At 59.7% G+C, this 20,634-nt stretch carries 13 protein-coding genes and 2 pseudogenes; 6 read left to right on the plus strand and 9 right to left on the minus strand.

What is annotated here, in order from left to right:
* Positions 1-34: 34 nt before the first annotated feature.
* Positions 35-535 carry a peptidase associated/transthyretin-like domain-containing protein gene (locus AC07ZE_RS13875; protein ID WP_207265298.1) on the minus strand — a complete coding sequence of 167 codons (501 nt, stop codon included), beginning with the start codon at positions 533-535 and terminating at the stop codon, positions 35-37.
* Positions 536-705: 170 nt separating this feature from the next.
* Positions 706-3,066 (minus strand): tetratricopeptide repeat protein, encoded by a 2,361-nt coding sequence (locus AC07ZE_RS13880; RefSeq protein WP_207265299.1) that lies wholly within the window; start codon positions 3,064-3,066, stop codon positions 706-708.
* 215 nt (positions 3,067-3,281) lie between these two features.
* Here AC07ZE_RS13880 and AC07ZE_RS13885 point away from each other — a divergent pair, with 215 nt between their 5' ends.
* Positions 3,282-3,953 (plus strand): DUF3313 domain-containing protein, encoded by a 672-nt coding sequence (locus AC07ZE_RS13885; RefSeq protein WP_207265300.1) that lies wholly within the window; start codon positions 3,282-3,284, stop codon positions 3,951-3,953.
* Positions 3,954-3,997: 44 nt separating this feature from the next.
* Here AC07ZE_RS13885 and AC07ZE_RS13890 read toward each other — a convergent pair.
* The 7 genes and pseudogenes from AC07ZE_RS13890 to AC07ZE_RS13920 form a co-directional block, all read right to left on the minus strand.
* Positions 3,998-4,414: pseudogene (locus AC07ZE_RS13890) on the minus strand (sulfatase-like hydrolase/transferase); the annotation flags it as partial.
* 164 nt (positions 4,415-4,578) lie between these two features.
* Entirely contained in the window at positions 4,579-5,607 is a 1,029-nt protein-coding gene (locus AC07ZE_RS13895) for an HAD family hydrolase (protein WP_207265301.1), read from the minus strand.
* A pseudogene (locus AC07ZE_RS13900) lies at positions 5,604-6,259 on the minus strand (AAA family ATPase); the annotation flags it as partial. The gene AC07ZE_RS13895 and the pseudogene AC07ZE_RS13900, both read right to left, overlap by 4 nt.
* Before the next feature lie 25 nt (positions 6,260-6,284).
* Positions 6,285-7,697, minus strand: a complete 1,413-nt coding sequence (locus AC07ZE_RS13905; RefSeq protein WP_207265302.1) for a DUF1254 domain-containing protein — start codon at positions 7,695-7,697, stop codon at positions 6,285-6,287.
* Between the two features lie 9 nt (positions 7,698-7,706).
* Positions 7,707-8,498, minus strand: a complete 792-nt coding sequence (locus AC07ZE_RS13910) for a hypothetical protein (RefSeq protein ID WP_207265303.1) — start codon at positions 8,496-8,498, stop codon at positions 7,707-7,709.
* Between the two features lie 240 nt (positions 8,499-8,738).
* Positions 8,739-9,851, minus strand: coding sequence for an RHS repeat-associated core domain-containing protein (locus tag AC07ZE_RS13915; protein ID WP_207265304.1), 1,113 nt, complete (start codon positions 9,849-9,851; stop codon positions 8,739-8,741).
* A gap of 167 nt (positions 9,852-10,018) precedes the next feature.
* Positions 10,019-10,444 carry a YciI family protein gene (locus AC07ZE_RS13920; RefSeq protein WP_207265305.1) on the minus strand — a complete coding sequence of 142 codons (426 nt, stop codon included), beginning with the start codon at positions 10,442-10,444 and terminating at the stop codon, positions 10,019-10,021.
* Between the two features lie 211 nt (positions 10,445-10,655).
* Between AC07ZE_RS13920 and tpx the strand changes: the two genes are divergently transcribed.
* From tpx to AC07ZE_RS13945, 5 genes are all read left to right on the plus strand, one after another.
* Positions 10,656-11,156, plus strand: coding sequence for a thiol peroxidase (gene tpx, locus AC07ZE_RS13925; RefSeq protein WP_207265306.1), 501 nt, complete (start codon positions 10,656-10,658; stop codon positions 11,154-11,156).
* A gap of 177 nt (positions 11,157-11,333) precedes the next feature.
* The gene (locus AC07ZE_RS13930) at positions 11,334-12,650 is read left to right on the plus strand and encodes an MdtA/MuxA family multidrug efflux RND transporter periplasmic adaptor subunit (RefSeq protein ID WP_207265307.1); all 1,317 of its coding nucleotides are present in this window, start codon (positions 11,334-11,336) and stop codon (positions 12,648-12,650) included.
* Positions 12,647-15,742: an MdtB/MuxB family multidrug efflux RND transporter permease subunit gene (locus AC07ZE_RS13935; RefSeq protein ID WP_207265308.1), complete on the plus strand. Its 3,096-nt coding sequence runs from the start codon at positions 12,647-12,649 to the stop codon at positions 15,740-15,742. The genes AC07ZE_RS13930 and AC07ZE_RS13935 overlap by 4 nt, the downstream gene beginning before the upstream one ends.
* 136 nt (positions 15,743-15,878) lie before the next feature.
* Positions 15,879-18,986: an efflux RND transporter permease subunit gene (locus tag AC07ZE_RS13940; protein ID WP_095194110.1), complete on the plus strand. Its 3,108-nt coding sequence runs from the start codon at positions 15,879-15,881 to the stop codon at positions 18,984-18,986.
* The gene (locus AC07ZE_RS13945) at positions 18,983-20,476 is read left to right on the plus strand and encodes an efflux transporter outer membrane subunit (RefSeq protein WP_207265309.1); all 1,494 of its coding nucleotides are present in this window, start codon (positions 18,983-18,985) and stop codon (positions 20,474-20,476) included. The genes AC07ZE_RS13940 and AC07ZE_RS13945 overlap by 4 nt, the downstream gene beginning before the upstream one ends.
* The last annotated feature ends 158 nt before the right edge of the window (positions 20,477-20,634 follow it).

Consider the following 20,634-nt stretch of genomic DNA (forward strand, 5'->3'; position numbering starts at 1 on the left):
CAGGGCTGCCGCAGTCTGCGATCTCTTGATTTTATTAGTTGATGCGAACCAGCGCCGCGCGATCGCTTGGCGACACTTGATCAATTTCCAACAGGGTCAGGTTTTTCGGCGCTTCACCGGCCAGTGGGCTGCCGAGGTTTCCTGCGGCGTCAGCCGGAAGCTTGTACATCGCACCTGTCATCGGATCGACGACCAGCATGCCAATCAGACCGCCGAACAAAATATTGCCCCAGTACCAGCCGCTCATGCTGGTATCCAGTTTTGCGGTGGTATCGGCATAGCCTTCTTTCTTGAAGGTAATGGTGTAGGTCTCGCCTTTGAAGTAGCCACGACCCGAAGGCAGCGTCACCGAATTGGGCGTGGAACCGCTATGAACGACGACACCGTCCTTGTTCTGCACAGTGAAGTTGGCACCACTCGGGGTACTCGATACGTTTACAGGGTACTTGCTGTCCCCGACGATGCTTGCGCAGCCGGAAGTCAGGAGGGTGGCGGTCAGGGCTGTAACGGTGAAAAACTTGCGCAGAGCTACCATTTTTTTCCTTGCGACTGGACTGTGCCGTCATTGGCCGAGGCGTGCTTCATGCAGGCCTCGAGGTGGATATTTGGGGGATGTTTACGCGGAAGGCACTATGCCAGTAGTGGCTATATAGTGTCACTGAAAATCGAAAGAATTTTTACATTTCTGTAGGCGCGAGCAGGGAATCACTTCAACGCCGGATCGCCCCTGTTGATGTTCTTCCAGCCCTGCAGCAGCACCTGCGCCTTGGGTTCCTGCCCGTTGTCGAGGTAGTACTGAATCAGCGACAGCCGCGCATTGCGGTTGGCCGGCTGTTCCTTCAAGAGTCTTTCCAGCTCTGCGCAGGCGTCGTCGACCTTGCCGCTGTCATGCAGCGCCACCGCGAGTACGTAGCCGTATTGCGCGGTCTGCGGCTCCAGTTGCGCGGCTTTGCGCAGGAACGGCATGGCTTGCCCGGACTTGCCGGCACGCACCAGCGACAGGCCCTGAGTGTGCTGCAGCAGCGCGACGTCCGGATATTGCTTCAGGCTTTGCACGAGCAGTGCCTGGGCCTCCTGGCTGCGGCCACTGGCTTCCAGCCATTGCACCAGCGTCACCCGCGCCGGATGAAAGTCCGGATCACGCTGGAGCGCGGTGCGCAGCAGGCCTTCGACCTCGCCACCGCGGCCGCTGGCCTGATACAGCATCGCCAGGTTGAGGTTGGCCTCGGCGCGTTCGGCCAGGCTCTTCTGCACCGCTTCGTATTCGGCAATGGCGGCATTCCAGGCCTCCTGGGCATTGCCCAGACCGTTGCGCGCCACGCTGAGCAGGTCCCGCGCCGCGGCAATGCGTACGGCTTTTACTGGATCGCTCAGTACCGGCGCCAACAGCGGTGCACGCTCGGCCGGCGGGAGGAAGGCGCTGATCGCCCGCACGGCGCTTTCTCGCACTTGCGGTGCCAGATGACTCAAGTCCTTTGTCGCCAGTTTCAGCGCCTGTTCGCTGGGGAACATCGGCAACTCGGCCAGTAGGGTCGCCCGTTGAATCGCCGGCAGGTTGCTGCGTTGCAATTGCTCGTACAGGGCTTGCGCCGCGCCGGGCTGACCATTGCGGATCAGCCACAGGCTTTCGTCGTAACGTGGCGCTTGCGCCGTGCCGGCGTTGGTGGTGTTCCACAGCTTGAACTGTTCTGTGACCTTGTCGCCGGCCTTGCCCTGGTGACAGGTCAGGCAAGCATCCGGCGTGCCGAGTCTTTGCGCGCGTTCGGGGTTGGGGATACTGAAACTGTGGTCATGCCTGAAGTCGTTGCCCATGTAGAACTTGCCGGGCATATGGCAATCCACGCACTGCGAACCCGGTTGGCCCGGGGTGTGGCGGGTGTGTTCGATGGCGTCATAGTTCTTCGCTTGCAGGCCCTTGCCGTCGACGCCTTCCACGGACGTCTCGCCCGCGGAGTTGTGGCATTGCAGGCAGACGCCGTTGCCCGGTGCCTTCAGTCCGGTACTGTGAGGATTATGGCAATTGCTGCACCGCACGCCCTTGTCGAACATTTTGCTTTGGGCGAAGGAACCGTGTTCGAACACTTCATCCTTGATCTTGCCGTCCAGGGCGTACAGCTCGCGGGTCAGGGTACTCGGCAGGTAATCGTCCATCAGACGCTTGCCGACGGTGAAGCCATCGCCCAGCGGTGCGCGGCGGGCGTGGCAGCGGGCACAGGTTTCGATTTCGACGGTGGCGTTCTTGTCCTTGAGGTCGACGGCAAACCCGGCGTGGATCAGGTCGGTTTTTTTCGCCGTCCATTCCAGGTGGTTGGAGGCCGGGCCATGGCAGGCCTGACAGCCGACACCAAGGCTGTTCCACTGACTGTCGAAGGTGTTTTTCGCGGCATCGAAATTACGCTTGTAACCGGTGGTGTGGCACTCGACGCACATGAAGTTGGCATTCTGGCTCGGTTTGCTCCAGTGCAAGGGGGCCTTGAAGGTCACGCCCTGGCCTGGATAGAGATGGAACCAGCGGCGTTTCTCGGTATCCCAGGCCACGCCGAGGGCTTGCAGGCGTCCGTCGCCGACCGCAATCAGGTATTGCTGCAACGGCGCGATGCCAAAGGTGTAGGCGACCTTGAAATCGGCATTCTTGCCGTCGATGCCGGGGGTGTTGACCCAGAAGCCGCCGTCCTTGCGCGAGAAACGGGTGGTTTCGTTTTCCGCCTTGAAGGTGACGTTGTTGAAGTCGCCGAGCATCGTTTCGGCGTTGGCTTCCTGCATCGCCAATTGGTGATGGGAGCCTTGCCAGTCCTTGACTTGGGCGCTGTGGCAGCCCTGACATTGCTGCTCATCGACCATTTTTACCGGCGTCACGCTAACCGGTTGTGGCTTGATGGGTTGAGCAACGGGCGTGCTGACCGGCGCATATGTCACGGGCGCCGGTTGGCTGCCGAACAGAAACCAGCCGATGCCCGCGACAGCGAGGAGAAGGACGCCAATGGTGACGGGGAACAGATAACGGCTAATCAGGGTCGGTTGCGAATCAGGCTTTGCGGCTACCGTTTTATTTTTATCTTTCGGCATTGCGACTTCCGTAGTCCGGTTGCGTTTACCGTCAGGCGCGCGTTCATGCTTGATGCAGCTTTGCCGGATGGCCGGCGTCTGTCAAATGACGCTTGTGAGCTGCTCAGTTGCATTAGATGAATATTGTGATTTCCGAGAACGCCGGGCTCTTTATTGGCTATACCTGTACCACCTCTGTTTCTAACCGTAGTCGATGTTCTTACAGGAGTTACCGCATGAAGTTAGCGTTAATGATGGGTACTGTGTGCATGGCCTCAATTGCCATGGTCGGCTGCGCCAGCAAGGTCGTGGAGCCGGACCAGTATTCCGGGTTTCTCAAGAACTACAGCCAGCTCAAGGAAACCAAGTCGCCGTCCGGCGCCACCGTGATGCGTTGGGTTGATCCCAAGCTGGACATCAGCAAGTTCACCAGCGTTTACGTCGAACCGACCCAGCTGTATCCCAAACCCCAGCCGACCGGGACAATCCCCCAGACCACCTTGAACGGCATTACCAGCTACTACGACCAGGCGCTCAAGCGTGAAATCGGTAAATCCTTGCCGTTGGCATCCGGCCCAGGCCCGGGTGTCATCGTGGTGCGTGCGGCGATCACCGCGGTCAGCAGCAAGACCGAAGGCCTCAAGCCCTATGAAGTGATCCCGATTGCCCTGGTGGCCGCAGCGGTCAGCACCGCCAGCGGTATCCGCGATCAGGAAACCGACCTGGCCACCGAGGCGGTGTTCCTCGATGGCGGCAACAATCATGTGCTGGCTCAGGTCGTGCGCAAGGGCACCGGCAAACCGCTGGAAAACAAAGCCCAGGTGATGAAGGCCGATGACGTCAAAGGCGTGATCGATGGCTGGGCGGTGGATATGCATCAGTCTTATCTCAAACTCAAGGCCAAATAGAAGCTGAAAGCTTCGCGAGCAGGCTCGCTCCCACAGTGGATCTTTGGTAAGCGGAAAATCCCGGCGCTCCTTGATATCGGTATGGCGTTCCTCTCGTTACGGAACGGCGTGGTTGCCGTATCTGGCCATTACCATTGGTTTAGGCCATTCCATTGTCGGTGGTGTAGACGACGATGGTGTTGTCAGTAATCTTCAGGTCATCCAGTGTCTTCAACCGCTTGCCGACGTCGCCATCATGCTCGAGCATGCCGTCAGCATATTCATTGCCCGGCATGCTGCGTTGGCCTCGCATGGACTCACGATCATCGGTGAAAGCATGTATGCGGGTGGTGTTCATCCAGACGAGAACGGTTTGTCTGCCTTGGCCTGTTTCTCGATGAAGGCTTGCGCCGCGGCAGTGGTTTCGTCGTCGATGGTTCCATGCGTTTTTTGTTCAGTGCGCCGGTGTCTTCGATCTTGCCGTAGAGCGCCTGGGCAATGGTGACATCCCGTGCCTGCAAGCCGACCGACGTGCCCGGCATGCCGCCTTCGGTAACCATTTGCGTATGCCAGTCATATGACTTGCTCCTTTTGCTTTGCGTCGCTCGGTGTGACAAACGTTTATTGCGGTCCTGCATCACGCTTTTTATTGCACTTGCTCGGGGATGGGGGCATCGAAGGGGTAGATCCGGCGCCATTCGGCAGCCATGTCGACCACTGTCCAGCCACGGCTTTTCCCCTCATCCAGGGCTTTGTCCAGACGGCCGATCTTCGATTCGCGGTCGTAAGACCATTCGCGTTTGGCGTCGGTGTGATGCACCAGCCCCATGAAGCGTTTTCCCTGCCCGGCGGCGGTCCACTGCAGCATTTGCAGGTCGCCATCGGAGTTGCCGAAGGCAAGAATCGGCCGACGCCCGATCACGGCATTGATGCTTTCCGGCTTGCCCGGCCCATCGTCGTTGTGGGCCAGTTTCGGGGTGCGCAGGATCGAGGCTTTTCCGTCCTTGTACTCAAATGCGGTGACAAAGGTGGTGCCGATCACCTGCTCGGGCGGGATGCCGTAAACCTGTTCGGCAAAGGCGCGCATGAATCCGGTATCGCCACCGGAAACGATGTAGGTCTTGAAGTCCAGGCGACGCAGGTAGTCGAGCATTTCCAGCATCGGCTGGTAGATCATTTCGGTGTACGGCTTGCCGGTTCTCGGATGACGGGCCTGGCTCAACCAGGTTCTGGCGTAATCGTCGAAGGCTTCGGTGGTCATGCCGCTGTGGGTCGCGCCGACGATTTTCAGCAGACCGTCCGTGCCGGCCGCCGCCAGGGCCTGGTGATCATTTTCCAGTACCGCCTTGAACGGCTGAGTGGTTTTCCATTCCGGGTGTTGCGGCGCGGTGCGCTTGACTTCATCGAGGGCGAACAACAACTCGAAGTACATCGGCTGCTCGCTCCACAGCGTGCCGTCGTTGTCGAACACGGCGATACGGTCTTCGGGTTTGACGAAGTCCTTGCTGTTCCGGTCGGTCACGGCCTGGACGAATTCGATGATGTTCTTTTTCGATGGGCCGTCGTTCCACGAGGGCAACGGCTCGGCCGCCTGAACCAGCAATGGCAGGCTCAGGACCAGCGTCAGTAACAACCTCAGGCCGTGGTGCTGGCGGATCGAAATCAGGTTCGTCATGGAAAATCCTTCTCGTGAACGGGATTCAGTGGTCGCAGTGCGCGAGCGACTGATTCTTTGTTGTGTTCGGCCTGACTATGCAGCGTAGTCAAGGATTGCCTGAGTTGAAGCAGCGCCTGATCTTTGGTCGGCTCACGGCCGTAACAGGCGCGCAACAGTGCTTGCAGACGCGGGCCGAACGCGGTCAATTTCAGCCCTTTGCGGGTGCGACGGGTCCACAGATAGAGGGCGCTCATCTGCGGTGGGTTGCCGTCGAGTTGCGGCGGAATCTGCCGCCAGGCGTAGTCGGCGGATTCCAGCCAGGTCGCATGACGGGCGTGACGCCGCGCTTGCCAGCCGAGGCAGGCGCGATGAATGGCTACGGCGGGGACTTGAGCGGCCAGTGCGAAGCCTTGCACTGCAGCGGTCCTGGCACCGAGGGCCTGCTCTTCTTCGCGCAACGGGCGCAGCACCTGGCTTTCGTTGTCGGCGCTTGGGTAATCGAGCAGCACCTTCACAGGAAACTGTCCATCTGCGCTTCCGGCAATGGATAAGTGCCTTCCTGTTCGATCAGGTTCTGGGTGGCGACCACGATGAACAAATCCGGCAGCACATGGCTGTTGCCGGCCACGGCGATCTGGCGTTCTTCCATGGCTTCGTGCAACGCGGCCTGGCCATGGCTGACTCCGCTTATGGGTTCATGGGGGCATGGGTTTATGGGGGGTCAAAAGCGGCATCTTCCATTGACCGCTGGCGACTTCCGGTTCAGGCAGGTACAGGCGCAGCACGCCGTAAAACGGCCCGTTCGGCGCCGGCAACCAGTTGCTTTGCAGATCCTTGGCCGGTGCCTTGTTCTGTACGAAAAGCGTCAGGCCGCCGTCGGCATCGAGCTTGAGGTCGGGCAGCATGCGCGAGTTGATCAGGTAGCGATTGAGCGGGTTGTCTACCAGCAGTTTGTTCTTCGCGTTGTACAGGGTCAGCGACCAGAACGCCTCGGCCGGGGGCAAGGCGCCTTTGGCGAAATGCAGGGTGTAGTCGTGCCTGGAGGCGTCGACCGGCTGATCATTCCTGTCGACGAAGTAACCGATGTAATTGGCTTCCTCGGCAGAGTTGCCGAAGATGCCCAGGTTGGCGCCGGCGTAGCGGTACAGGTAATTGCCCTTGAGGTGATCGCGGGTGCCAAAGAAATCGCCGTTGCTGACCTCATGGGTATCGATTCTGGTTTTCTTGAAGGCGGCGAATTCCGCCTTGGCGTCGCTGATGCCGTCTTCCAGGGCTTTGCGTTGATCGGCGCTCAGGTTGGTCAGATTGAACGGCTTGCCGGCTTCGATACCGATGGTCTTGAAACGCGCGAGCAGCGTTTTTTCCACGCTCTGGGCCGGTGCAAAGGCCAGCATGAAGTTCAGGTAGCGAAACAAATCCGGCGTGTCGCTCATGGTCGGGGTCGGTTTCGGCCAGTCGATTTTCGCGGCGGCACGCGGTGCCTTGTGCCGGGTGTACCGGCTCAGGGATTGAACCTTGTAGCCCTTCTGGATCTGCTTGACCCTGGCCAGATCCTTGGTCTCGAACAGTTGCGTGCGATACAGCGCGTAGGCGATGTTGGTTTCACTGCGCAGCAGGCGGTCGATGTTCTGCGGTTGCTTACCTTTCCAGTCGGGGCCTGCAATCATGAACTGGCCGCCGTTGTTGCCGGTACTGCGGGTGCCCAGGTATGCGAAGTTCTGCGTGTAGGCATCGATCAATTGCACCGAGTAGTAACGGTGCTCTTCAACAGGCGGCAAAGTGAGTACCAGGGGCTCGGCGCGCAGGTCCATCCAGACGAAGGAGTAGGGCGTGTCGGCATTGGGCGTGACGAACGCGGTGTCCTTGGCGGTGAAAGCCTTGGCGGTGTTGCCGATCCGGTTAAACGGCGCCTTGTAGTTCGAACTCTTCTTGTCCACGGCCTGGCTGTAGAGCGTCTTGTACATTTCCACCACCGGAAAACCGTACAGATAGGCTTCTTTGGCGATGCCCCGGGCTTGTTCCGGGGTGGCGGTGAAGTCGGCACCCACGCCGCAACTGACAAACATCGTCATCAGGCCGAAACCGGCTGCGAGAATTGCAATGTGCATGGCAGTGCCTCACTTTCCAAACGTGGCGTTAAGCCCGACGAACAGGGTGAACTGCGGCACGCCATCGCCTTTGCGCTCGACGGTCCACTGCGGTTCGATAAAGGCGTTGAGGATATTGGGCCCGTCTTTCCAGACTTTGCCGCCACCCAGGCCGAGTGGGATGTAGTGGGTGTCGTTTTTCAGGTCGAAGGTCCAGATACCGGTGGAGCGCAGGTACCAGCCGTGGTCCAGGTTGTGAATGACGAAAGGTTGCAGGGTGGCTGTTTCGACATGTTCGCGGTCATGGTCGCCGGCAAATGAACTCTGATATTGCACCAGCGCGCCCAGCAGGCCGCGAGGTGAAGCGTCGATGGCCACGGCGGCGAACCCGGCCTGCCATTTGCCGGTGCCGAGCTCATCCTGATCGGCAAAGGGGGCGGTGATCATCGGGCCGATACCCAACTGCACGCCCTCGGTTTTCAGCAGAAAGATATCGAACAGGTTGAGGTCACCTTCACCAGTGCTGTAGCCGCCGTTCGGATCAGGATGGGTGCTGATCGGCGCCGTACCGCGCAACAACTGGGGCACGCCGATGAAATCGTTCGCTGCAATCGGCATCGTGCCGCGCACCAGCAGGTCGTTGGTGTGGATATTGGAGCCGTAGTACCTCGGTGTGTAGTAGTCCTGCAGGTTCATCCCCGGCTCAAGGTTGAGCGGGTTGTTGCTCCTGTTGGCGGTCTCGGCGTTGTCGGCGTGGGCACAAATAAGCGGCGCGAACGAAGCCGCCACAAGAAAAATGTGTATCCCCATTTTGTTCAACATGATTCCCCCGGTTCCCTGGTGGCTCATTGGGAAGACCCGGCACTTGGCGGCCGTTACTGCGTAATCTCTTTGCTATCAAGGCTGTAGGACGTGTCCCTTGAAGCTAGCAGCTAAATGAGGGTTAGCCAGTCGGAGGGGGGGAATCTTTGGTTTTGAAAACGGCTTCGCGGTACGGTATTCAATAGTGAACATGAATCTTGTAAGGAATAGGGAGGGCTTTGTAGGGACGCTATGCATACATTACTGACCGGTTGGACGCCTGATCTGCAAGCCCGGGGTAGATGGGCCCGGGAGGTACGAAACATTTCCTTGAGCATCGAGTGTCAATAAAGTGTCCTCAAAGACCACGCGAGGGGCGAATTCCGATGAATAAGACGATACTGAGCTTATAGATTCGTTTGATCCCCATTCGGAGTCATGGCGTCTACCAGAGCCGGACCAATCCGAATCCGCCGAGACAGAGCTTCGTCTTGAACTGGAGGATGTAGTAGCAGTAGAGCGTGTTGATCCCGACGAACTGATTGAACTGTTTGATCCTAATGATCGAGCACTCAAGGCTGAGGGCATCGACTCCACTGAGTTAGTTGAGCGAGTGGAAGCAATTGATTCGAGCGAACCACTCAGTCCAGGTCTGTTCTGAATTCTCATGCTTCCGCCCATTGGGTGGTAGGTGAATGGAGGCATCGTGATGGGGGCCAGCGAAGCTGGTGTAATTGGGGTGGGGGGCAGCCGTCTAGGGCTGATTGAACCCACTATCTTCGGTAAAATAGTCCTTCGACCTTTAAAGGCTTGCTCTGCAAATTGGATGAAAGAACCCAAAAGGGAAACATGCCCATTCGGATCTCTCCGATTAACCGGATTCCCCAAACAATACGCATAGGCATTGAGTCCTCCCTTCCCAAATGGACTCCAACTGTCCGAGATATAAAACCGCATCAATACCGGACTAAATGGCCGATAGCCGTTCCCCAACATATAGCATCCAGTCAGCGGATCTCTCCGTTCACCGTTGAATCCCAGCAGGCTCAGCAATCCGCTGGTAGCAGATCGGAAACCGTAGGGTGTATAGGTGATGGGTTGGGTATTGGTGTCAACTGTACCAAGCACTGACCGTTGCTGGTCAGTGGTCAACAACTGGGTGTCGACCGTTGTCCCTCCGCTATTTTGCTGCGCGAGAATTTGATCCTCGTATTGAAAAATCGAATGTTTCAATTGGCCCTGAATTTCCGTTACCAATCGGCTTTTGCAGTAAAAGCGTTGAGTTTTGGCGTCTGTCACTGACGATGTCCCCACAAGTCGATCCAGTGGGTCGTAAGAGTAATGAAAAAGTCTTGTTTCGCTCATCGCCTGCATTCCAAAAATTCAATTGGGCCGGGATGCTCAGCGTCATCCATAAGTGCAGACGATGTCTACTATCAGAACTGATAGGCGTTCTTCGCGATCTATTTTTTGAGGCGATATGTGTGGCGAGGTGTTTGTTCCCTCGCCACAGAGGTTTAGCGTCTAGTTCGATGAAGTACTCAGCACTTCTTCCCCTGCCCAAACGCCCGCTCTTCCTGCTCCCGCAACTCCGGCGTGAACTCTTCACCAAAATCCGCCGCCTCGAACACCTGCCGAATCTCGATCTCGGCCTCGGTGCCCGGCATCGGGTTGGGGCAGCGCTTGACCCATTCGATGGCTTCTTCCTTCGACTTCACCTGCCACAACCAATAGCCGGCGATCAGTTCCTTGGTTTCAGCAAACGGGCCATCGATGACCGTGCGTTGGTCGCCGGAAAAGCGTACGCGGGCGCCTTTGCTGCTGGGGTGCAGGCCTTCGCCGGCGAGGAGGATGCCGGCCTTGGCCAGTTCTTCGTTGTAGTTGCCCATCGCGGTCAGCAGTTCGGTACTGGGCATCACGCCGGCTTCGGAGTCCTGGCTGGCTTTGACAATGATCATGAATCGCATGGGTGTTGTCTCCGTTGGATTTGGATTGCTCAGTTATAGTCGAACGAGTACCGGCTGGATCGACAACGCAGTCAAAGAAAGTGAACTCGCTCCCACAGGGGATTGGGGCTGTCTTCGCGTTTTTGTATCCGGGGTAGGTCACCGGACGATTTCGTGGTTAACTTCGGCCTCTTCAATATTCTCTACAACAACGTTCAGAAGGACTCCGTTCATGGCTCAAGTGACTCTTAAAGGCAACCCGGTTCAAGTCAATGGCCAGTTGCCTCAAGCCGGTTCCAAGGCGCCAGCCTTTTCCCTGGTTGCCGGCAATCTGTCCGACGTTACCCTGAAAGACTTCGCCGGCAAGCGCAAAGTGCTGAACATCTTCCCAAGCGTCGACACCCCGACCTGCGCCACGTCCGTGCGCAAGTTCAACGCCCAGGCCAATGACATCGCCAACACTGTGGTGCTGTGCATCTCCGCCGACCTGCCATTCGCCCAGGCGCGTTTTTGCGGTGCCGAAGGCCTGGAAAACGTCCAGAACCTGTCGACCCTGCGCGGTGCCGAGTTCATCCAGAACTACGGCGTGGCGATCGCCGATGGTCCGCTCAAAGGCCTGACCGCCCGTGCCGTCGTGGTGCTGGACGAGAACGACAACGTGCTGCACAGCGAGTTGGTTGGCGAAATCGCTGATGAGCCGAACTACGAAGCTGCACTCGCTGTCTTGAAATAAGTAAGGTTTTACAATTGTTAACGGCCTGGCCCTCCCAGGCCGTTTTCATTTGTGTTTCAGTGTCTTGGATAAATCTCCTGTTACGTAAGCCGAAGGTAAATTGCCGGTAAAGGCGCTTTGCTTAAACCCCGCCAGTGCTTATCGTTCAGCCTCATGTAATAAAAGCCCACGCGCCCAATGGTTGATCACTCAATGCAATCCTCTGCTTCCCGTAGTCCCCGTCGCTGGCTGTTCGGCCTGCTCGTGCTGTTGGTCATCGCCGCCCTGTGCTGGAAATTCTGGCCCGGCGGTGCTGCGCCGAAAGAGGGCGCGCAGCCGAAAGCCGTGGCCGGGCACACTGGCAGGTCAGGGGGGATGCGTCCGGGGTTCGGCGGCGCGACAGGTCCTGTGCCAGTGCGTGTGGCGCCGGCGGTCAAGGGGGATTTCCCGCTGTACTACAAGGCACTGGGCACAGTTACCGCGTTGAACACCATTAATGTGCGCAGCCGTGTGGGCGGTGAGCTGGTCAAGATCCATTTCGAGGAGGGGCAGATGGTCAAGGCGGGCGATCTGCTGGCCGAAATCGACCCGCGTCCGTACCAGAACGCCTTGCTCCAGGCCGAAGGCACCTTGCTGCAGAATCAGGCACAGCTCAAGAACGCCCAGGTGGATGTCGAGCGTTATCGCGGCCTGTACCGTGAAGACAGTATCGCCAAGCAAACCCTGGACACCGCCGAGGCGCTGGTTGGTCAATACCAGGGCACGGTCAAGACCAATCAGGCGGCGGTCAACGACGCCAAGCTCAACCTCGAATTCACCAGGATCCGCGCGCCAATCACCGGACGCGTCGGCCTGCGTCAGCTGGACGTCGGCAACCTGGTCGCGGCCAACGACACCGCGGCGTTGGCGATCATCACCCAGACCCAACCGATCAGCGTGGCCTTCACCTTGCCGGAAAACAGCCTCGACACCGTGCTCGCGCGCTATCGCAGTGGCGCCAAACTGCCGGCCGAGGCCTGGGATCGTGGTGACACCAAACTTCAAGCCACCGGCGTGCTGCAGAGCCTGGACAACCAGATCGACGTCACCACCGGCACCCTGAAATTCAAGGCGCGTTACGACAACCGCGACCAGTCGCTGTTTCCCAATCAGTTCGTCAACGTGCGCCTGCTGGCCGACACCCTCAAGGATGTCGTGCTCGCACCGTCCGCCGCGATCCAGTTCGGCACCAACGGCACGTTCGTCTACGCCCTGGACGGCGACAAGAAGGTCAAGATCCGCCAGTTGAAAATCGGCGCCAGCGACGGTGAAAACACCGTGGTCACCGAAGGCCTGGCCGCCGGTGAGCGCGTGGTGCTGGAAGGTACCGATCGCTTGAAGGACGGCAGCGACGTGGAAGTCGTCAATGACCCGACACAAGTACCGACCAGCCCCGCTGGCCATCTGCAAGGCGGATCGGCGACCAATACCGCTGAGCCGGCGCCTGCCGACAAGGCGAAAAAGGGCGGCGCATGAACCTCTCGCGGCTGTTTATCCTACGCCCGGTAGCGACCACCCTGAGCATGCTGGCCATTATCCTGGCCGGCGTGATCGCCTACCGGTTGCTGCCGGTGTCGGCATTGCCCCAGGTCGATTATCCGACCATTCGCGTCATGACCCTTTATCCCGGCGCAAGCCCGGATGTCATGACCAGCGCCGTGACCGCGCCGCTTGAGCGGCAATTCGGGCAGATGCCCGGCCTGACCCAGATGGCCTCGACCAGCTCCGGCGGCGCCTCGGTGCTGACCCTGCGCTTTAGCCTCGATATCAACATGGACGTCGCCGAACAGCAGGTGCAGGCCGCGATCAATGCCGCGACCAACCTGCTGCCCAAGGACCTGCCTGCACCACCGGTGTACAACAAGGTCAACCCGGCCGATACCCCGGTGCTGACGCTGGCCATCACGTCCAAGACCATGCTGCTGCCCAAGCTCAACGATCTGGTCGATACGCGCATGGCGCAGAAAATCGCCCAGATCAGCGGAGTCGGCATGGTCAGCATTGCCGGTGGCCAGCGTCAGGCGGTGCGAATCAAGGTCAATCCCGAGGCCCTGGCGGCCAACGGCCTGAACCTGTCCGACGTACGCACGCTGATCGGCGCATCCAACGTCAACCAGCCAAAGGGCAACTTCGACGGCCCGACCCGGGTGTCGATGCTCGATGCCAACGATCAACTGACCTCGCCACAGGACTACGCCAACTTGATCCTGGCCTACGCCAATGGCGCGCCGTTGCGGCTCAAGGACGTGGCGGAGATCGTCGACGGCGCCGAAAACGAGCGTCTGGCGGCATGGGCCAATGAAAACCAGGCGGTGCTGCTGAACATCCAGCGTCAACCGGGTGCCAACGTCATCGAAGTGGTGGACCGGATCAAGGCCTTGCTGCCGAGCATCACCGATAACCTGCCGGCCGGCCTCGACGTCGTCGTACTGACCGACCGCACCCAGACCATCCGTGCCTCGGTCAAGGATGTGCAACACGAACTGCTGATCGCCATCGCCCTGGTGGTCATGGTCACCTTCCTGTTCCTGCGCCGGGCCAGTGCCACGATCATTCCGTCGGTGGCCGTGCCGCTGTCGTTGATCGGTACTTTTGGCGTGATGTACCTCGCGGGGTTCTCGGTCAATAACCTGACCCTCATGGCCCTGACCATCGCCACCGGTTTTGTGGTGGACGATGCGATCGTGATGCTGGAGAACATTTCCCGATTCATCGAAGAGGGCGACAGCCCGCTGAACGCAGCGCTAAAGGGCGCCAAGCAGATCGGTTTCACTCTTGTATCGCTGACCCTGTCGCTGATCGCCGTGTTGATTCCGCTACTGTTCATGGCCGATGTGGTGGGGCGGTTGTTCCGCGAATTTGCCATCACCCTGGCGGTGGCGATCCTGATTTCCCTGGTGGTGTCCCTGACCCTGACGCCAATGATGTGCGCGCGGTTGCTCAAGCGTGAGCCCAAAGAGCAAGAGCAGGGCCGTTTCTACCGCGCCAGCGGTGCTGCCATCGACTGGATGATCGCCGCCTACGGACGCAAATTGCAGTGGGTGCTCAAGCATCAGCCGCTGACGTTGATGGTGGCCATCGGCACTCTGGCGTTGACGGTATTCCTGTACATGGTGGTGCCCAAGGGCTTCTTCCCGGTGCAGGACACCGGCGTGATCCAGGGCATTTCCGAAGCGCCGCAGTCGATTTCCTTCGCGGCCATGAGCGAACGTCAGCAGGAACTGGCCAAGGTCATCCTGGCCGATCCGGCGGTCGAGAGCCTGTCGTCCTACATCGGTGTCGACGGTGATAACTCGACGCTCAACAGCGGCCGCTTGCTGATCAACCTCAAGTCCCACGGCAACCGCGACCTGAGCGCAACCGAAGTGATTGCCCGATTGCAGCCGGAACTGGACAAGCTGGTCGGTATTCGCCTGTACATGCAGCCAGTGCAGGACCTGACCATCGAGGACCGGGTCAGCCGTACGCAGTACCAGTTCAGCATGTCGTCACCGGACTCGGAACTGCTCAGCCTGTGGAGCGGGCGTCTGGTCGAAGCCCTGGCGGATCGGCCGGAGCTGACCGACGTTGCCAGCGACTTGCAGGACAAGGGATTGCAGGTCTACCTGGTGATCGACCGCGATGCCGCATCGCGGGTCGGGGTGTCGGTGTCGAATATCACCGACGCGCTGTATGACGCCTTTGGTCAGCGGCAGATTTCTACCATCTACACCCAGGCCAGCCAGTACCGCGTGGTGCTGCAATCGCAGTCCGGTGAGAAGATCGGTCCGCAGGCGCTGGATCAGATTCACGTCAAGACCACCGACGGCGGTCAGGTGCGGTTGTCCAGCCTGGCCCATATCGAAGAGCGTCAGGCGCAATTGGCGATCACCCACATCGGCCAGTTTCCGGCGGTGATGATGTCCTTCAACCTGGCACCCGGTGTGGCGCTGGGGCATGCAGTGCAGATCATCGAGCAGGTGCAGAAGGACATTGGCATGCCGATTGGCGTGCAGACCCAGTTCCAGGGCGCGGCCGAGGCGTTCCAGGCCTCCCTGTCGAGTACCTTGCTGCTGATCCTGGCGGCGGTGGTGACCATGTACATCGTGCTGGGCGTGTTGTACGAGAGCTACATCCACCCGATCACTATCCTTTCAACGTTACCCTCGGCGGCGGTCGGCGCGTTGCTGGCCTTGCTGTTGAGTGGCAACGATCTGGGGATGATCGCGATCATCGGGATCATCCTGCTGATCGGTATCGTGAAGAAGAACGCGATCATGATGATCGACTTCGCCCTGGATGCCGAGCGCAATCAGGGCATGGACCCGCAAACGGCGATCTATCAGGCGGCGCTGCTGCGTTTCCGGCCGATTCTGATGACGACACTGGCCGCGTTGTTTGGCGCGGTGCCGCTGATGCTGGCCACCGGTTCCGGGGCTGAACTGCGTCAGCCGCTGGGTCTGGTGATGGTTGGCGGTTTACTGTTGAGCCAGGTGTTGACGCTGTTCACGACCCCGGTGATCTATCTCTACTTCGACCGCTTGGGTCGCCGCTTCGGCAAGTCTCAAGCCGAAGAGGTGTCGGTGTGAAAATGTTGAGCCATACGCTCTGTGGGAGCGAGCCTGCTCGCGAAGAGGCCTGCACATTCAACATCGATGCTTACCGACAAACCGCTTTAGCGAGCAGGCTCGCTCCCACAGGGATTGATGCAGGGAGAGACGGTCGATGAACCTGTCGGGACCCTTCATCAAGCGTCCGGTCGCGACCATGTTGCTGAGCCTGGCCATCATGCTGTTGGGTGGCGTGAGCTTCGGCCTGTTGCCGGTGTCGCCATTGCCGCAAATGGACTTCCCGGTGATCGTGGTCCAGGCCAGCCTGCCCGGTGCGAGCCCCGAGGTCATGGCCTCCACGGTGGCGACGCCGCTGGAGCGATCCTTCGGCGCCATCGCCGGGGTCAACACCATGAGCAGCCGTTCCAGCCAGGGCTCGACCCGGGTGATCCTGCAATTCGACCTGGACCGCGACATCAACGGTGCGGCGCGGGAAGTGCAAGCGGCGATCAACGCCTCGCGCAACCTGCTGCCCAGCGGCATGCGCAGCATGCCGACCTACAAGAAGGTCAACCCGTCCCAAGCGCCGATCATGGTGCTGTCGCTGACCTCGGACGTACTGGAAAAAGGCCAGCTGTATGACCTGGCCTCGACCATCCTGTCCCAGAGCCTGTCGCAAGTGCAGGGCGTCGGGGAAGTGCAGATCGGCGGCAGTTCCTTGCCAGCGGTGCGCATCGAACTCGAACCCCAGGCGCTGAACCAGTACGGCGTGGCGCTGGACGATGTGCGCAACACTATCGCCAATGCCAACGTACGCCGCCCCAAGGGCTCGGTGGAAGACGGCCAGCGGTTGTGGCAGGTGCAGGCCAACGATCAACTGGAAAAGGCCAAGGACTACGAGTCGCTGATTATCCACTACGCGGACGGCGCGGCCCTGCGCCTGAAGGATGTGGCCAAGGTCAGCAACGGCGTCGAAGACCGTTATAACAGCGGTTTCTTCAATGACGACGCTGCAGTGCTGCTGGTGATCAACCGGCAGGCCGGCGCCAACATCATCGAGACGGTCAATGAGATCAAGGCCCAGTTGCCAGCGTTGCAGGCGGTGCTGCCGGCCAGCGTCAAACTGAACCTGGCCATGGATCGCTCGCCAGTGATCAAGGCCACGCTGCACGAAGCGGAAATGACCCTGCTGATCGCCGTGGCCCTGGTGATCCTGGTCGTATTCCTGTTTCTCGGTAACTTTCGCGCCTCGCTGATCCCGAGCCTGGCGGTACCGGTGTCGCTGGTGGGCACCTTTGCCGTGATGTACCTCTACGGTTTTTCGCTGAACAACCTGTCGCTGATGGCGCTGATTCTGGCCACCGGTCTGGTGGTGGACGATGCCATCGTGGTGCTGGAGAACATTTCCCGGCATATCGACGCAGGCATCAAGCCGATGAAGGCTGCCTATCTCGGCGCCCAGGAAGTCGGCTTCACCTTGCTGTCGATGAACGTGTCCCTGGTAGCGGTGTTCCTGTCGATCCTGTTCATGGGGGGGATCATCGAGAGCCTGTTCCGCGAGTTCTCCATTACCCTGGCGGCCGCCATTGTGGTCTCGCTGGTGGTCTCGCTGACATTGACCCCGATGCTCTGCGCCCGCTGGCTCAAGCCGCACACCCCGGGCCAGGAAAACCGCCTGCAACGCTGGAGCCAGGGCGCCAACGAATGGATGGTCGCTAAATACGCCACCAGCCTCGACTGGGTGCTGCGTCATCGTCGATTGACGTTGTTAAGCCTGTTCGTGACGGTTGGCGTGAACATCGCGCTGTATGTGGTTGTTCCAAAAACCTTTTTACCGCAACAGGACACGGGCCAACTGATCGGTTTCGTGCGCGGTGACGACGGCCTGTCGTTCAGCGTCATGCAGCCGAAAATGGAAATATTCCGCCGCGAGGTGTTGAAGGACGCTGCAGTGGAAAGCGTTGCCGGTTTCATCGGCGGCACCAACGGCACCAACAACGCGTTCATGCTGGTACGCCTGAAACCGATCAAGGAACGCAATATTTCCGCGCAAAAGGTCATCGAGCGTCTGCGCAAGGAAATGCCCAAGGTGCCTGGTGCGCAACTGATGCTGATGGCCGACCAGGATCTGCAATTCGGCGGTGGTCGCGAGCAGACCTCGTCGCAGTATTCCTACATCCTGCAAAGCGGTGATCTGGGGGCGTTGCGCGAGTGGTATCCGAAAGTGGTGACGGCGCTCAAGGCCTTGCCGGAGCTGACCGCGATTGACGCCCGGGAAGGCCGTGGTGCGCAGCAGGTCACGCTGATCGTCGACCGTGACCAGGCCAAACGCCTGGGCGTGGACATGGACATGGTCACGGCGGTGCTGAACAACGCCTACAGCCAGCGGCAGATTTCCACCATTTACGACAGCCTTAACCAGTATCAAGTGGTGATGGAGGTCAATCCGAAATACGCCCAGGACCCGATCACCCTCAAGCAGGTCCAGGTGATCACCGCAGACGGTGCGCGGATTCCGCTGTCGACCATTGCCCATTACGAAAACAGCCTGGAAGACGACCGGGTCAGTCATGAAGGCCAGTTCGCCTCGGAAAGCATTGCCTTTGACATGGCCGAAGGGGTGACGGTGGAGAAGGGCAGTGCCGCCATCGAGCGGGCCATTGCCTCGGTGGGCTTGCCGGAAGACGTCATCGCCAAGATGGCCGGCACCGCCGATGCCTTTGCCGCGACCCAGAAAAGCCAGCCGTGGATGATCCTTGGCGCGTTGGTTGCGGTGTATCTGGTGCTCGGCGTGTTGTATGAAAGCTATATTCATCCGCTGACGATTCTCTCGACCTTGCCGTCGGCGGGGGTCGGCGCGTTGTTGTCGATCTATGCCCTGGGCGGCGAGTTCAGCCTGATCTCATTGCTGGGGCTGTTCCTGCTGATCGGCGTGGTGAAGAAAAACGCGATTCTGATGATCGACCTGGCCTTGCAGCTCGAACGCCAGCAAGGCATGGAGCCGCTTGAGTCGATTCGCAATGCCTGTCTGCAACGTCTGCGGCCGATCCTGATGACCACCCTGGCGGCGATTCTCGGTGCCTTGCCGTTGCTGCTGAGTCGCGCCGAAGGGGCGGAAATGCGCCAGCCGCTGGGCCTGACCATCATCGGCGGGCTGATCTTCAGCCAGGTGCTGACCCTTTACACCACCCCGGTGGTTTACCTCTATCTCGACAAACTGCGCCATCGCTTCAACCACTGGCGTGGGGTGCGTACCGATGCTGCTCTGGAAACTCCGCTATGACTGACACATCGCAATTCAACCTGGCCACACCGCTGGCCACATCGTTGATCAAGGCCCGAGGCTCGCGGTTGTTGAGCCTGTCGCTGTGCGCGGTGATGCTCAGTGCCTGCGCCATCGGCCCGGATTACCAGCGCCCGCAAGCGGCGGCGCCGATGGAGTACAAGGAAGCGGCCGGCTGGCGTCAGGCCAGCCCGAGTGACGCCCTGGCCCGCGGTGCCTGGTGGGAGTTGTATGGTGATCAACAGCTCAATGGCCTGGTCGAAAAGCTCAACAACGCCAACCAGACCGTTGCCCAGTCCGAAGCCCAGTACCGCCAGGCTCAGGCCTTGGTGCGCAGTGCGCGGGGTGCGTTTTTTCCGACGGTGGACCTGAGCGTCGGGAAAAACCGTTCCAGCCAGGGCAGCGGCAGCAGCAGTTCGAGCCTGACCAGTACCTCCAGCGGTATTCGCGATACCTACACCGCACAGGCCGGTGTGAGCTGGGAAGCGGATGTCTGGGGTAAATTGCGCCGTGGCCTCGAAGCCGACACGGCCAACGCCGAGGCCAGCTACGCCGATCTGGCGGCGATGCGCCTGAGCCAGCAGTCGGAACTGGTACAGAACTACCTGCAATTGCGGGTTATCGATGAGCAGAAGCGCCTGCTGGAAGCGACCGTCGAGGCCTACCGGCGTTCGCTGAAAATGACCGAGAACCAGTACCGTGCCGGTGTGTCCGGCAAGGACGCGGTGGCTCAGGCGCAGACCCAGCTCAAAAGCACCGAGGCGGACATGGTCGATCTGATCTGGCAACGCGCCCAGTTCGAAAACGCCATCGCCGTGCTGATCGGCCTGCCGCCGGCGCAATTCAAGCTGGCTCAAACCCAGGACATTCCGGCGTTGCCCGAGGTGCCGCTGAGCCTGCCTTCGCAGCTGCTGGAACGGCGTCCGGACATCGCCTCCGCCGAACGCTCGGTGATGGCTGCCAACGCCAACATCGGCGTGGCCAAGGCGGCTTACTACCCGGACCTGACCTTGAGTTTGAACGGCGGTTACAGCAGCAGTACCTCGAAGGATTTGTTCAGCGTGCCCAACCGCTTCTGGTCGGTGGGGCCGCAACTGGCCATGACCCTGTTCGACGGCGGTCAGCGTTCGGCGGAAGTGGATCGCAGCGAAGCGGCTTACGATGAAACCGTGGCCAAATACCGCCAGACCGTGCTCGATGGTTTGCGCGAAGTGGAGGATTACCTGATACAGCTCAAGGTCCTGGAGGACGAAGCCGTCGTTCGCCAGCAAGCCCTGGACGCGGCACGCGAATCCTTGCGCCTGACCCAGAATCAGTACAAGGCCGGCGTGATTGCCTACCTGGATGTGGTGGTGGTTCAGGCCACGGCGTTGAGCAATGAACGTACGGCATTGAGCCTGTTGCAGAGCCGCTTGATTGCCAGCGTGCAGTTGATTGCGGCGTTGGGTGGCGGATGGGACGGGCAGCTTCAAGCGAACAGCAACCAGTAAGTCGCGTATCTGAGGTGAGCCGCTTTCCTGTGAGGAGGGGATGGGTGTTGTTCGCGCGAAATGGGCCGGACTTGAGTTAATGTGAAACCTTAAAACAAGCGTTTCATCGGCCTGATGGCTAAATGATTACTTTTTCAGTGCGTTCAATGGCGGAATCA

The sequence above is a fragment of the Pseudomonas sp. GW101-3H06 genome (assembly GCF_059424605.1).

Coding starts and splice junctions, on each gene's coding strand:
- AC07ZE_RS13875 (WP_207265298.1), bottom strand. CDS start 535: ATGGTAGCTCTGCGCAAGTTTTTCACCGTTACAGCCCTGACCGCCACC.
- AC07ZE_RS13880 (WP_207265299.1), bottom strand. CDS start 3,066: ATGCCGAAAGATAAAAATAAAACGGTAGCCGCAAAGCCTGATTCGCAA.
- AC07ZE_RS13885 (WP_207265300.1), top strand. CDS start 3,282: ATGAAGTTAGCGTTAATGATGGGTACTGTGTGCATGGCCTCAATTGCC.
- AC07ZE_RS13895 (WP_207265301.1), bottom strand. CDS start 5,607: ATGACGAACCTGATTTCGATCCGCCAGCACCACGGCCTGAGGTTGTTA.
- AC07ZE_RS13905 (WP_207265302.1), bottom strand. CDS start 7,697: ATGCACATTGCAATTCTCGCAGCCGGTTTCGGCCTGATGACGATGTTT.
- AC07ZE_RS13910 (WP_207265303.1), bottom strand. CDS start 8,498: ATGTTGAACAAAATGGGGATACACATTTTTCTTGTGGCGGCTTCGTTC.
- AC07ZE_RS13915 (WP_207265304.1), bottom strand. CDS start 9,851: ATGCAGGCGATGAGCGAAACAAGACTTTTTCATTACTCTTACGACCCA.
- AC07ZE_RS13920 (WP_207265305.1), bottom strand. CDS start 10,444: ATGCGATTCATGATCATTGTCAAAGCCAGCCAGGACTCCGAAGCCGGC.
- tpx (WP_207265306.1), top strand. CDS start 10,656: ATGGCTCAAGTGACTCTTAAAGGCAACCCGGTTCAAGTCAATGGCCAG.
- AC07ZE_RS13930 (WP_207265307.1), top strand. CDS start 11,334: ATGGTTGATCACTCAATGCAATCCTCTGCTTCCCGTAGTCCCCGTCGC.
- AC07ZE_RS13935 (WP_207265308.1), top strand. CDS start 12,647: ATGAACCTCTCGCGGCTGTTTATCCTACGCCCGGTAGCGACCACCCTG.
- AC07ZE_RS13940 (WP_095194110.1), top strand. CDS start 15,879: ATGAACCTGTCGGGACCCTTCATCAAGCGTCCGGTCGCGACCATGTTG.
- AC07ZE_RS13945 (WP_207265309.1), top strand. CDS start 18,983: ATGACTGACACATCGCAATTCAACCTGGCCACACCGCTGGCCACATCG.